Origin of the sequence: Moorena producens PAL-8-15-08-1, from assembly GCF_001767235.1 — a bacterium.
Lineage (GTDB): Bacteria > Cyanobacteriota > Cyanobacteriia > Cyanobacteriales > Coleofasciculaceae > Moorena > Moorena producens_A.
On record NZ_CP017599.1, the window covers coordinates 3787995 to 3802708 of the forward strand.

Annotated in this window: 6 protein-coding genes; 5 read left to right on the forward strand and 1 reads right to left on the reverse strand. The window is 44.4% G+C overall.

Annotation, left to right across the window (positions count from 1 at the left end; translation table 11 throughout):
* Positions 1-408: 408 nt before the first annotated feature.
* The 3 genes from BJP34_RS14145 to bla all read left to right on the forward strand — a co-directional run bounded on the left by BJP34_RS14145 (position 409) and on the right by bla (position 5663).
* Positions 409-1434, forward strand: coding sequence for a GNAT family N-acetyltransferase (locus BJP34_RS14145; protein WP_083305164.1), 1026 nt, complete (start codon positions 409-411; stop codon positions 1432-1434).
* Positions 1435-2054: 620 nt separating this feature from the next.
* Positions 2055-3932, forward strand: a complete 1878-nt coding sequence (locus BJP34_RS14150; protein ID WP_193431325.1) for an aminoacylase — start codon at positions 2055-2057, stop codon at positions 3930-3932.
* 654 nt (positions 3933-4586) lie between these two features.
* Positions 4587-5663: a class A beta-lactamase gene (gene bla, locus BJP34_RS14155; protein ID WP_202972096.1), complete on the forward strand. Its 1077-nt coding sequence runs from the start codon at positions 4587-4589 to the stop codon at positions 5661-5663.
* Between the two features lie 164 nt (positions 5664-5827).
* On the opposite strand, the gene BJP34_RS14160 is transcribed toward bla, so the two are convergent.
* Positions 5828-6811, reverse strand: a complete 984-nt coding sequence (locus BJP34_RS14160) for an Rpn family recombination-promoting nuclease/putative transposase (RefSeq protein ID WP_070392909.1) — start codon at positions 6809-6811, stop codon at positions 5828-5830.
* Positions 6812-7138: 327 nt separating this feature from the next.
* Here BJP34_RS14160 and BJP34_RS14165 point away from each other — a divergent pair, with 327 nt between their 5' ends.
* Both BJP34_RS14165 and BJP34_RS14170 read left to right on the forward strand, forming a co-directional pair.
* Entirely contained in the window at positions 7139-8470 is a 1332-nt protein-coding gene (locus BJP34_RS14165) for a P-loop NTPase fold protein (RefSeq protein ID WP_070392910.1), read from the forward strand.
* A 176-nt stretch (positions 8471-8646) separates the two neighbouring features.
* A complete protein-coding gene (locus BJP34_RS14170; RefSeq protein WP_229424357.1) occupies positions 8647-14592 on the forward strand; it encodes a tetratricopeptide repeat protein in 5946 nt (1981 codons plus the stop codon).
* The last annotated feature ends 122 nt before the right edge of the window (positions 14593-14714 follow it).

Here is a 14714-nt window from a genome sequence, read left to right on the forward strand (position 1 = left end):
GGGTCTATGACCCAGGTTTCGGTGTGCCCCACCGTACCTTGTCTTGATGCAAAGCGCGAGTGGGGGGAACCCCCGTGAGGCCACTGCATCGCTTTTTTTTTATATAGATAGATAGATACTTTTTTAATCTAATTTTTTTCATAGACGTAAAGAGTCGTTAGACCAAATTACGCAATATGTATCTCTTACATATTTTTTACGTTGCCTACTTATTTTTAGATAGTATTTATCTAGCTTTTTAGTTTTTTATTTATAATATGATTATAACACGCTCTGTGAAAACTGTCAAGTTTTAGCTGAAAAATAAAGCCGTCCTATAAGGATTTAAAGTTACCGTAAGAATAGGGTCGCCTTATTTAATAAGTTTTAACCTTTTTTTCATAGCCAGTCCCCTATAAAGGCGACCCTATTCTAAGGCGCGCGTCTAATGGGGCGCGATTACCCAATTTTTTCGGTAAACCTGTGCCGATGGCAGGAATTGCTGTGGTTGGTGTAGCGCCAGAGTATCGCGGTCAAGGGGTAGCTTACCAATTAATGGCTAAGACTATAATGGCACTCCATGACCAGGGCGTGCCAATTTCTACGTTATATGCTGCTACTGACGCCCTGTATCGGAAAGTGTGCTATGAACGGGCAGGAAACCGTTGCCTGTGGAAATTGTCTACCAAAACGATTTCGTTATGCGAACGCAATCTTCCCATGCATCGAGTGGAGCCAGAGAATTACCAGGTCTTCGAGGAGGTCTATCACCAACACGCTCAAGCCAATAATGGGAATTTAGACCGCCATCGAGCTATCTGGGAAAATCTGGTGAAACCAATACTAGCAAAACCAGAAGAAACTATCTATAGCTATCTGATTGGCTCAGAAACCCTACCGGAAGGTTACATAATTTTTACTCAAGAGGAAGACGATCAGGGGCTTCGGATTACGATTAACGATTGGGCATTGCTGACCACAGCTGCTATCAAGCGTTTTTGGACGTTTATCGCTGATCATCGCTCCCTAGTCAATCAGGTGTATTGGTATAGTTCTCCCCATGACCCGTTAATGTTAGTGTTACCAGAACAAACGGCGAAAATTGACACTCGATATTACTGGATGACACGAGTGATTGATGTTCCCAAAGCCTTAGAAAAGCGAGGTTATCCGGTAGGAATCGATGGGGAATTACACTTGGAAGTTAAGGATGATTTGATTGAGGCTAATAACGGTAGATTCCGTTTACGTGTTAATCAAGGGCAAGGTGAAGTTACTCCAGGAGGTAATGGGGATCTTCAAATTAGTATCCGAGGCTTAGCGTCTTTGTATAGTGGTTTATATAGTCCTAGACAACTGCAACTTACAGGTTATTTGAAAGCCACAAACGAAGCGTTGTCACTAGCGACATTATTGTTTTCTGGATCTGAACCTTGGATGTCAGATATGTTTTAATCAGTTATCAGCGGTCAGCTATCAGCTATCAGCTATCAGCTATCAGCTTATGGGTCCCAGCGTCGAAGCCTGTGCCACGATTTTTCAGAGGCTTATTATATCATATTCAGCTGGCGGGGCGACAATGTCGCCCCGCCAGCTATTCACAAAACACTATATGTCGAAATTATCTTATCAATAAGCACAATAGACTTCGCGGCAGTTGTCGGGAATAGGGAATAGGGAATGGGGAATAGTGAAGAAGAATCGTTCGCGTAGCGTGGCCTACGGCCAGAGAAACAGTATCAAAAAAATACTTTTGCAAGAGGTCTAATAAACTAGGGTTTATTGTGAACTATACCAGGTTACCTAACAAGATAGGTTTGCCCTGATTATCTATCCTGTCCAGCTAAACATGGGGGTGATACCCCTCATACTTATTACCACACATAAGCCTATGTTGTATAGATGTGAGGGTTAAATATAAGGTATTAATTTATACCAAAGTCTCTTGAATGACCTCTGTTTAATCACAAAACACGTTGTATTGCAAGACAATCATGAAACAAATTCTGCTGAAAAGCTTTCAGGCTTTTCTGATCTGTACTGTATTCATGTTTTCAATCGTCAGTCAACCCGCGATGGCGTCTGACGATTGTTTGGACGAAACTCCCTACGACATTGTCATCCTGAATGGACGGGTAATGGATCCTGAAAAGGAATTTGACGCAGTCCGAAATGTTGGCATCAAGGGTGGCATTATTGCCACCATTACCGAAGAGGACATTTGTGGCACAGAAGTGATTAATGCCAAGGGAAGACTGGTTGTCGCTCCAGGGTTTATCGACACCCATTTTCATGCGGTTGACCCCTTTGCCACGAAGATGGGGTTGCGTGATGGTGTTACCACTGGGATGGATCTGGAGTTGGGTGCGCTCAAGGTTAAAGACTGGTATGACAAAAAGGCTACCGATGGTTGGCAGATGAATTACGGTACAACTAGTGGCCTCATTCTCAATCGCATGAAGGTACATGATCCTGAAGTGACGTTTGAGGAACCCGTCGATTTTTCAAACTTACAAGATTACATCGAACAGGCGGAGAAAGATGGCGTTCCCGGATGGTCTGTCACCCGCAGTGAACTTGAGCAGACTAACCAGATCATGGAAGCAATGGATGAGGATTTACGACAGGGTGCTATTGGTATTGGCGTTGGTGCTGCCTACATGGCAAGTGGCCTCAACAGCTACGAGCAATTTGAGGCCCAGCGAACCGCAGCTCGATACGGGCGACTGACCTCTGTTCATACACGATATCACCTCAGCACGGAACCTCCAACGGAAGCTACGATTGCCCTGGATGAGGTCTTGGTTAATGCCATGTTGCTGGACGCTCCCCTGCTACTTGCCCATGACAACGACTATGGCTGGTGGGAGAACGAGGAAAAACTACAAATGGCTCGGAAGAAGGGGTACAACGTTTGGAGTGAGCACTACCCCTACGAGGCTGGCTCTACGCCTATCACCGCTGACTTCCTCCTTCCTGAAATGTGGGTAGATAAGTTTGGCTATCGCTATGAATATACGGTCTACGATCCGTTAGCTGACGAGTGCCTGGATCGAGCTGGCTATGATGCGCTGAAAGCAGAAAATCCAGGACAGGCGGTTGTTGTATTCATTCCCTACCGAGAACCCTGGATTCCCTATTGGTTAACCATTCCCGACATGACAGTTGCCGCTGATGGTATGGCGGGAGTTGGGGAAGATAATACACTTTTGCCATGGGAGGCCGACTATACGGAGTTTGCAGGCCATCCTCGCACAGCGGGAGCTTTCGCAAAAACATTACGCCTTGGACGTGAGGAAGGTGTACCGCTGATGTTTACCTTGGCACAAACAAGCTACTGGAGTGCTAAACATTTGGGGGATGCAGGTCTCGAAGCGATGAAGCAACGAGGTCGAGTACAGGAAGGTAAGATCGCTGATTTGACTATATTCGATCCGGATGAAGTGACAGATAATTCCACCTATAAAGCTGAGGAAAATGGTCTGCCTTCCACGGGAATTCCCCATGTGATTGTCAATGGTACCTTCGTTGTGAAGAATTCTAGAGTTCTCCCGGTCAAACCTGGTCAATCCATTCGTTATCCCGTAGAAAATGAAGGGCGTTGGGAGCCGCTGGATAAGGAGAAGTGGCTGAAAGAATTCACGATTAGTGCCCCCACCATTCCCGATCTTGATGATACCGGAGCACATGAAAAACTGAATAAATTCACGATCAGTACTCCCAGCTTTTTCAATCTTGATGCTACAGGAGCACATCAAAAGTTGGGGGATTTAGGGGGCTTGACCAAAACCAGACGATCGCCCATTCATACTTCAATTCAGCAACGCCAAAAGTTGTATCCTCTGAAGGGGGTAAGCCTACATACATCGACACCACCACAAGATATTAATTTATGTTGCATTAAAACCCAAAAAGAAGAAGATTGTGACTCAACCGAGGATAGTTATCAATAAACCCGGCCTTGTCTTGATGCAAAGCGCGAGTGGGGGTTTCCCCCAAGACCGTAATGGTGCGTTTGACCCGTAATTAAATTCGCCACGGGTCGCACCTCTGCATCGCTATTGTGCTTATTGACAAGGGATTTTCTACATATAGTGTTAATTGAAAACACTATATGTAGGAATAAAAAAATTAGATGGGTTTACCTTGGCAAATACACGAATTCGCCATGTCTATGGATGGTGGGACCTTCTTTAAACGGCGTTGCTTAATCATGGAATAATTTGAGTTTTGTGGAACGGGCATCAGGGGTGGAACGGGCATCTTTTAGGTGCGGATCAGGGGTGGAACGGGCATCTTTTAGGTGCGAATCAGGGGTGGAACGGGCATCTTTTAGGTGCGAATCAGGGGTGGAACGGGCATCTTTTAGGTGCGAATCAGGGGTGGAACGGGCATCTTGCCCGTTTCATTTCCCGGCGGGCAGGATGCCCACCCTACTCCTATTCATTCGAAGATTCAGCAACGCCGTTAAACCATTTCCCTATTCAGCAACGCCCAAAAATTGGTCGAATATCTTTCGATTGGTCTGTTGCCTTTAGTAGCTTGATCATTGCAGAATTGTCCCTTTGAGTTTAACCCTTTCATTAACTAACAAGGAGTATCCCTCAATGATGAGATTGAAATCACTCTGGCTGAGTTTATTGGTGGCGATCGCCCTGGGTAACATCTTTATGCTCCCCGAATTTGCTCAAGCTTCTAACTTCGATCCAGCCCATTGGCTGGTGGCAGGGAATGAAATTCAGATCCTATCGCAGGGTGTCCGTTGTGACCGTACGATCGCAATATCCGACGCTATGAAAATCCTCGTTAAGGATAAAGTCGGCACGGCAGGAGTCGCAGCCCGTCCCGTCGAGGGAGGATGCTTAATCTTGCTGAATGCCAAGAAGTGGTTTCCGATGGCGAGTACGGTTAAGCTTCCCATTGCGATGGCACTACTTGACCAAGTAGACGCGGGGAATCTTCGATTGGATACGTTGGTTGAGATTGACGACTCCGAGTGGGTTTTATCACCCGTGGTCGCGAGTGAATTTGTTCACCCAGGTGTAGCCCTTTCGGTGGCAAATCTGATTGAAGTCATGATCACTCTGAGTGATAACACCACCACTGATGTCTGTCTGCGCCTAGTCGGAGGCCCCGATGCTGTCGATGACTATGTCACTTCACTGGGCATCAAAGGCATGGATATCTCTCGCTACATGCGAGGGTTGCTTAAGGATTTCTACGACTTAGATAGTGGACGAGAGAACATCCCGAAAGCTGCCGAATTCCTAGAAAACAACCCTGATCAGGTAGCCGCCCCTAATGAGGCGTTTGAGGCTGATCCCAGAGATCAGGTTAAACCACTTGCCATGCTCGATCTATTGCTTAAGCTGTTCAACGGTGATGCCTTGTCCCCAGACAGTACCCAATTTTTGCTTGGTATTATGGGTCGGACAAAAACGGGATCTGGACGCCTCAAAGGATTGTTGCCGTCTGGCATCCTCGTCGAGCACAAGACCGGTACAGTGGGCGGTGTTGCCAACGACGTGGGATATATCCGACTCCCGGACGGACGTAGAGTGGCAATCGCCGTCTTTACAAAAAGCAGCACAAAAGCCCCTCAGGAGCGCGAGCGTGCGATTGCGGAAATTGGCAGACTGCTTTTTGATGTCTATCTCACTGAAACGCCGCAATTAATATTCTGAATTCTGCTTTAAGTAGGACGGGGGGCGTTGCTTAATAATGGAATGATTTGAAGAGTTTTGTGGAACAGGCATCTTGCCTGTTCCTGATATTTTCACCCCAGGCAGGATGCCCACCCCACTCATATTCATTCTTTGGATCAGCAACGCCATTTTCTAGAAGCTTGTTACTCTTGATTTTGATTCAACCAAGCCCTTAAATCATCAACATTAGAGAAATCTAAGCAGGCTTCACTCAACCCTTCCAACTTGTCCAGTGATAGTTGAAGAATTTGCTGTTGCAATTCACTGGGTATTTCTCCTAAGCTACGGGATAGCAGACGGAGGATCAGTGCTCGTTCTCGTTGTGCTCCTTCTTCTCGACCTTGTTTGAGCCCTTCTGCTCGACCTTCTTGTAAACCTTCTTCGCGACCTTGTAGCAACCCTTCTTGTCTAGACGTCTCGACAATATTATTCATATCCCGGTAATATTTGAGACTGTTTTGGTAGTTATCCTGTTCAGTACGAGAAAAATTGGCAATTTCTGCCACATCAAACAATTGATTAAATACCGACTCTTGGAATGGTTGAGGGCGATTCTGTAATTCTGAGAGATTTTTCAGGACAAACAGCCATTTATCAAAATGTGTTTCTAATTGGTCTAGGGTTTTAGTAAACTTGGGTAACTCAATATACAGGAATTTGAGTTTGTCATAAAATACTTGACAATCCTGATTTTTTAGCTCCACAGTATGTAGGATTGTTTCATCATGTCTATGGTCGTCAAAAACAAAATCTAAGACACCGACAGTATAAACCGCCTTTAACTGATAATCCCAATCGCCTTTTTGCGCTTGTTCTTGGATCGGAAATGTGGAATAGTAAACACTTCTATCCTTAAAGAAGTTTTGTTTGGCTTTTTGAATCTCGACTATAAAACGTTCCCCGTTTTTGGATTGACAATAGATGTCAAAAATTCCTTTGCGGTCTACAGGAGTGTTTCCTAAATTTTCCGTATTCTTGAAGGTGACATCTTCAATATGATGTCGGGGTGGTAACAGGGTGTTTAAAAAATCAATAAGTAGCCCTTTATTTGGCTCTGTACCAAAGACACGCTTAAAGCCAAAATCGGTGAGTAAACTAATGTACTTATCTTTGAGTGGATAGGCCATGAAACTGCTATAGCAATCGCCCCATTGATGCTCATGTATGAATGGATTTATTTGATTATATTATACTAGATTTTTAAGGAATTTGCAATTTTAAAAACTAGTATATAAACAGTTTTATTTAAGTCATTAAAAACTAAAAAAACTGTAAAAATTAGCTGAATAATTATAATTAACTGAAAAATTAAGTTATTCTAACTCCTAACTCCTGACTCCTGACTCCTGACTTCTTCAGGTATAGTGTTTATGATAGTTATCAAGTACATCTAAACTTTATTCCCTGTTCCCTGTTCCCTGTTCCCTGTTCCCTATTCCCTATTCCCATTAACGATGAGCAACGCCAAGTATTGGAAACCAGCTTACCAACTCTTTAACCCAGAGCAACCCCTGACCACACCAGAGGAAATGAAAGATTTTTATATCCAGCGAGAGGATAGTCCAGTAGAAAATTTAATCGCTACTCTGGTAATGGAAGACCAGCCAGCTAAGTTTTTGTTAGCTGGTCATCGGGGCAGTGGAAAAACAACAGAATTGCGACGAATTGAACAGGAGCTAGCAGAAAACTATGCGGTGATCTGGGTTGATACGGCAACAGCTCTCGACCGCTATAACATTGGTTATGCTGAGGTAGTGGTGTTGATTGGGATGGAGGTTTGTCGCCAAGCGATTAAAGCAGGCTGGTGGTCAAATCGGGATCAGCGCTTACTGGATGATTTGGAAAATAGCCTAACAACAGTAATTTATCAAGATAAAGAAACGGATACTGAACAGTTAGAGTTACCAGAGGTTTTAAAAAAAATAGGGTTAATTCTGAAACGGGGATTAACTCGGGACATGACCAAAACCCTTAACATTCGTCCTGCTGTTAGTGACATCATTGATCGAGTAAACGATATTATCAAAGCTGCTGAGAAAGATCGTAAGCAAAAATTATTAGTGATTGTAGATGGTCTCGATCGCCATGATTTGAGAACTGCTCTGGAAATGTTTGCTAGTCCGCTCCTCACAGAATTAGAGTGTCATATTATTTACACCATTCCAATTTCCTTACGATATTCCCCTAGCTTTCGGCAACCGATGGAAAGCTTTCAATGTTTGGATTTGTATAATTTGCCTGTATTTGAATGCGATCGCAATTCTCGTCCCACCTCAACCCGTAACCAAGTTGGTCGAGATATATTGAAGTCTGTCATTACCAAACGATTAGCTAAAATTAACGAGACAGACCTATTCACTCCCGATGCCCTAGAGCTATTATCTGAAAAGAGTGGTGGTGTGATCCGGGATTTAATCCGACTAGCGCGGGGGGCTTGTCAGGTCGCCCTGAAGAAACGAAAGGAATATGTAGACACAACCATTGCTAAGGAGGCAATTCAAGAAGAACGCAAAGCCTATACTATCAACGACTATCATTTTACGGAATTGGCTACTGTTCACGAAACTGGTCGCTTAACTACCAATACCCATCATTTGCCCAACCAAGGCAACATTGTAATTTGTGATGAACTTTTACAAAATAAGTATGTCTTAGGGTATTACGGTGACCATACCTGGTTTGATGTGCATCCAATTATTATTGAATACTTGGAACAGTGGCAAGGGAGTCAGAATTCAGGAACAGGGAACAGGGAACAGGGAACAGGGAACAGTAATACTATTTGATTATTTCAGTATTGAAATTGATTGTTATCACTTGAAATATAACGTTTCTCGCAGTTATGAGTACAGTATTCTTTGATATTGATTCCCTGTCTTGATGGAGCCCATCCCGATTCCCGATTCCCGATTCCCGATTCCCGATTCCCTCTCCCCAGCACTATGTCACTCAATACTCACCCATGGCAACAGCCCCTGATCCATTGACGCCTGCTGACCATAATGAGCTGGATAGCTTAGTCACCACTCTAGCACTATCCAGTGGCACTACCATTATTTTTGCCATTGCTCCCGAAAGTGGTCCAAACCATCCAGTGGTGGAGCAGTTGAACTCTGTTGTTAATCAAGAAGCCTTGAGTGACCAAGGGTTTCAGCTTCGCAACTGTTTCTATAGTGACGAGTCTTTAATTAATTTTCTCTACCGTCTTAATCCCCTCGATCAAGAGACCTCTGTCAACAGTCCTGCTCCCAGTCGTCCTCTGATCATGGCCTTCGGGATTGAGCAGTTGGACACACCTCGTCGCATCAATGAGCTAAAACGACTGAATGTCGGTAGAGAATCCCTGTTTGAGCGAGACATGGTATTGATGTTTTGGCTCAATAAATCGCAATTTTTGGATGAGTTTCGCCTCCGGGCTCCGGATTTCTGGGATTGGCGGGAGCAGATTGTGGAATTTCAAACCCATCCCCCCCTGGCACGGTTATTTTATCCCTATCTGGAGTGGTTAATTGCCCAGAATTCTTATCTCAAGTTTAGTGGCGTGATGCAGGTGCAGCGCCAAGTCGATATTTTTCTGGATCAGGTCTATATTTCCCTCAAGGCTGAACGTCAGAAGCTGGTGGTTGATACCTCCGATGCTAGGCATTTATCTAAAGCTAATTTATCTAGCCCTTCGATTCGGGTAGATCAGTTTGAAAGGATAACCCAGGATATCGATATCTCTAGCAATACTAAAACTATTCCGGAAAAGGTTGATTTAGCCAAAGCCATACAGGATAGTCAGTATAGTGTGATTTTGGGAGACCCTGGTGCTGGTAAAACTACCCTGCTGAAATATCTAGCGCTCCATTTTGCTACCGCTCAACGGGATCACCAGGAAACGGTATTGGCAGGGGAGGCCAAAGAGAATTTGGGGCAAACTCGCTTACCGGTGTTCTTTCGGATTGCTGATTATGCGGAACGGTTGGCAACTCAATCGGACTTGAGCTTGCAACAGTTTCTTAGGGAATTCTCTGAGCAGTGGCAAGGTGAAGTAACCAATCAGACTGGTAACGAACTGAGCAATAGCCCCCTAAATCCCCCAATTCTGGGGGACTTTGAGACAGGAGTTAGCAATAGCCCCCTAAATCCCCCAATTCTGGGGGACTTTGAGACAGGAGTTAGCAATAGCCCCCTAAATCCCCCAATTCTGGGGGACTTTGATCGCATTTCCCCTAACGACACTGATACAGAACTGAGCAATAGCCCCCTAAATCCCCCAATTATGGGGGACTTTGAGACAGGAGTTAGCAATAGCCCCCTAAATCCCCCAATTATGGGGGACTTTGAGACAGGAGTTAGCAATAGCCCCCTAAATCCCCCAATTCTGGGGGACTTTGAGACAGGAGTTAGCAATAGCCCCCTAAATCCCCCAATTCTGGGGGACTTTGATCGCATTTCCCTCCAAGATTGGGGGGTTAGGGGGGCAGGGGACTTTGAGACCATTTCCCCCCAAGATTGGGGGGTTAGGGGGGCGGGGGACTTTGAGACCATTTCCCCCCAAGATTGGGGGGTTAGGGGGGCGGGGGACTTTGAGACTATTTCCCCCCAAGATTGGGGGGTTAGGGGGGCAGGGGACTTTGAGACCATTTCCCCCCAAGATTGGGGGGTTAGGGGGGCACAACCAAGTCAACTTTTTAGATCCGATAATAATACAACCATTTTTGAGCATTTACGTGACAAAATAGATAATGGTAAATGTCTGGTGCTGTTGGATGGCTTGGATGAAGTGTTTAATCAGGACATACGCCAACAGATAGTTAACCAAATTGAAGGGTTTGTTGATAAATTCCCCAATAACAAATTTGTGATTACTAGCCGGATTGCTGGCTATCGCGAAGTTAAATTAAGCGAACGCTTTTCCCATTTCACCATTACTGAGATGGAACCGGAACAGGTGGAGCGGTTTCTGGACCGATGGTGTCTAGCGGTGGAGAAAGCTCAAAGGCCGGATGCCAGTCAATACTATTGGCAGCAGGAAGCGGATCACCAAAGTCGGGAACTTAAGGAAGCGATCGCAGCCAGTGAGGGAGTCAAGCGTATGACTGGCAATCCCTTATTGTTAACGATTTTGGCATTAATTCACCGCAATGGCTCTCGCTTGCCCAATCAACGGGTAAAACTCTATGAATTAGCGGTCCAGACCTTGACCGAAGATTGGCAATTGAGCAAAAAATTGCCTGGTGTTGAGACCGTAGTGCTCAAAGAAAGTCAGGTGATGGCACTGTTGGCTCCCTTGGCTTACTGGATGCATGAACACAAACCCTCGGGATTAGTCAGTGAAGCAGAGGTTAGGGAAAAACTAGCCCAAATCCATGGGGAGTTGAATGATGAAGACCCGGATTCCCAGAGCGTGCAGTGGCAAATTAATGATTTTTTGCTGAGGGTCAGGGAAACAACCGGTTTGTTTGTGGAACGTGCCCCTGGTAGTTATGGGTTTATGCATCTGACCTTTGAGGAGTATTTTGCTGCTCGGTATATTGCGGATAATGATGTTAGTGAGATTCTCGATATTATTAATTACCATCGATATGAAGCCCGTTGGCATGAACCAATTTTGTTAGCCTTAGGGTATTTTGGCAGTGAGAATCCCAGGCGGTTTAGTAAGTTAGTTCAAGGATTTTTTAAACCCTTAGATCAGTATCAGCCTAGGATTGACCATGGTGAAATTAAGATTAGAAAAACATCATCGCAGGATGTGGTTTTAGTTTGGCCAGTATTAGGGGAAGATTCAACGGTTTCATATCAGGAGTCGCCATCGGTATTGCAGGATTTACTGTTTGCCGGTCGGGTTTTGGCTGATGTTGATGTCAACAGCAAGATTCGATCCAGGGTGATTCAGCAGTTGGTCTGGACTTACTTGGGGTTAGATGAAGACTTTGAACATGAAACGATTAAGGAATTGTTGAGCAGGCTACGGGAGATTGAAAGGTTTAATCAGAAGGATGAAGTGATTAGGTGTCTACAAGAAGCGGCTAATACTAGAAAGCTAAGTGAAGAGCAATGGGTAAAAACTCAGTTAGCAAGTTTATACATAGCTTGTGGTCAAGCCGGAGAAACCTTAGTTAGTGGTGTAAATGAATTTATTAAACAGCTAGTTAACCAAGCAGAGCCGAAGCTATTCAACAATCTTATAGATTTAGTGATAGAACTAGGGGAAGAGATGACCCCAGCTCTGGAAGCAACCAGACAACATCCGATTTGGGATCAGGCAAGTCAACAAGCCATAGAATTTGTAACAGCACTGTCTTACCTCCGCCCGGATAACTATGATCAGGCTATTGAGATTTTAGAGGAGATTAATCAAAACCCAGATAGTTCAATCAAAGGTTACATTACTTGGGCAATAGCTACTTGTTACCGGAAAAAGGAGGACTATGATAAAGCGATCGCATTCTACCAAAAAAGCCTTGACATCAATCAGCAGTTGGGTAACCAAAAGAATGTTGCAAAGTTATGGTATTGGCTAGCTGATTGTTATCAAGATTGGGGCAAATATCAGCAAGCTGTCGATTGTCAACTCAAAGATTTAGCCATCCGTCAGCAGCTTGATGACCAACCAGGTGTAGCAAGTGCCTACTTTGAGCTAGGCTACATTTATAAAAGTTGGGGTAAGTATTCCGATGCGATCGCATACCACCAACAAAGCCGTGATCTTTATCAGCAGTTGGATAAACAAAAGAATGTAGCCAATCAGTGGTCTTGGCTAGCTGATTGTTATCGAGAATCGGGCAGATATCAGCAAGCGGTCGATTGTCAACTCAAAGACTTAGCGATCTCTCAGCAGCTTGATCGCCAATCATATATAGCAAATGCCTACTTTGAGCTAGGCTACATTTATCAAGCTTGGGGTCAGTATTCCGAAGCGATCGCATACCACCAACAAAGCCGTGATCTTTATCAGCAGTTGGATAAACAAAAGAATGTAGCCCATCAGTGGTCTTGGCTAGCTGATTGTTATCAAGATTGGGGCAAATATCAGCAAGCTGTCGATTGTCAACTCAAAACCTTAGCCATCCGTCAGCAGCTTGATGACCAATCACTAATAGCATTAGTTTACTCTCAGCTCGGTAGAATCTATCAAGATTGGGGTCAGTATGAAGATGCCATCGCATACTATGAACAAAGCCGTGACCTTTATCAGCAGTTGGATAAACAAAAGAACGTCGCCAATCAGTGGTCTTGGCTAGCTGATTGTTATCGGGACTGGGGCAACTATCAGCAAGCTGTTGATTATGAACTCAAAGACTTAGAAATGCGTCAGCAGCTTGATGACCAATCAGGTGTAGCAAGTGCCTACTTTAAGCTAGGTAGAATCTATCAAGCTTGGGGTCAGTATGACCAAGCGGTTCCATACTACCAACAAAGCCGTGACCTTTATCAGCAGTTGGATAAACAAAAGAACGTCGCCAATCAGTGGTCTTGGCTAGCTGATTGTTATCGGGACTGGGGCAACTATCAGCAAGCTGTTGATTGTGAACTCAAAGACTTAGCAATCTATCAGCAGCTTGATGAGCAACCAAGGATAGCATTAGCTTACTATCAGCTAGGTTACATTTATCAAGGTTGGGGTAAGTATTCCGATGCGATACCATACTACCAACAAAGCATTGAACTCTATGACCAGTTGGATAAACAGAAAGATGTTGCCAGTTTGTGGTATCGGCTAGCTAATTGTTATAAAAACTGGGGCAAATATCAGCAAGCTGTTGATTGTCAACTCAAAACCTTAGCCATCCGTGAACAGCTTGATGACCAACCAGGTGTAGCAAGTGCCTACTCTAGGCTAGGTTACATTTATCAAGGTTGGGGTAAGTATGACCAAGCGATCGCATACTACCAACAAAGCCGTGACCTTTATCAGCAGTTGGATTTACAAAAAAATGTCGCCAATCACTGGTATTTTCTAGCTTATTGTTATCAAGATTGGGGCAAATATCAGCAAGCTGTCGATTGTGAACTCAAAGACTTAGAAATGAGTCAGCAGCTTGATGACCAACCAAATATTGCTGATGGCTACTATCAACTAGGTACAATATATCAGGATTGGTGTAAGTATGACCAAGCGATCGCATGCTACCAACAAAGCCGTGACCTTTATCACCAGTTGGATTTACAAATAGATGTCGCCAATTTGTGGCGTTGGCTAGCTGATTGTTATCAAGAATTAGGTGATTACACCAAAGCCATTGACCATTACCAGCAAAGCCTAAATCTGCATCAACAACTCGGTCAAAATGAAATGATTGCGAATCGGTATCGAAAAATTGGTAGCAGCCAACGCCTCCTAGCCAGAAATACTCCAGACACAACCGAAGCCCTCCACTTACTCAGCCAAGGGGAGCAAAGTATTGGTCAAGCCATCGAAATTAGTCAAGCCAACGACTACAAAGCCAACCAAGCCTACAACTATACCGCTCTTAGCTTACTTTATTCAGAACGCTTGCGCCGATTACCATCCAACCACCCTACTCTACCGGAACAGATTCAGCAATTTGAAACCAACTACACCATGGGCTTAAGGTTACTTTCAGACCTTGGACAAATTGTCGATAGGGCAGAAGAAATTCTAGATATATCCCGAGCTTACCTAGAGGTGAATGTCTTAGAAAACCTTGACCGAGCGGAAGCGTTAGCCCTGGAATCCCTACAAGTTTTCCTAGACTACAACCGTCGGAAACTAGAAGCCTCTGCTCGCCAGCTCTTAGGGGAAATTTACCTGCGTCGTGTTGAGTGTAATCAACCCAATGCTAAAGCAATGGCTTACCAATTTTTAACTGAAAGTTTAGAACTATACCGGAGCTTAGATATTCAGGGAAAAGTGATAGAATTGGAGCAACAGTTAATAGGAGTAGGGAGTAGGGAGTAGGGAGTAGGGAATAGGGAATAGGGAACAGGGAACAGGGAACAGGGAACAGTGATAAGATTAGACTATTTCAGTACTGAAATTGATTGTTATAGCGTTTCTAGGACTCATGAGGTACAGTTTTC

What these genes read in the sequence shown, in the direction of transcription:
- BJP34_RS14150 (WP_193431325.1), top strand. Translation starts at nt 2,055, where the DNA reads ATGGCGTCTGACGATTGTTTGGACGAAACTCCCTACGACATTGTCATC.
- bla (WP_202972096.1), top strand. Translation starts at nt 4,587, where the DNA reads ATGATGAGATTGAAATCACTCTGGCTGAGTTTATTGGTGGCGATCGCC.
- BJP34_RS14160 (WP_070392909.1), bottom strand. Translation starts at nt 6,811, where the DNA reads ATGGCCTATCCACTCAAAGATAAGTACATTAGTTTACTCACCGATTTT.
- BJP34_RS14165 (WP_070392910.1), top strand. Translation starts at nt 7,139, where the DNA reads ATGAGCAACGCCAAGTATTGGAAACCAGCTTACCAACTCTTTAACCCA.
- BJP34_RS14170 (WP_229424357.1), top strand. Translation starts at nt 8,647, where the DNA reads ATGGCAACAGCCCCTGATCCATTGACGCCTGCTGACCATAATGAGCTG.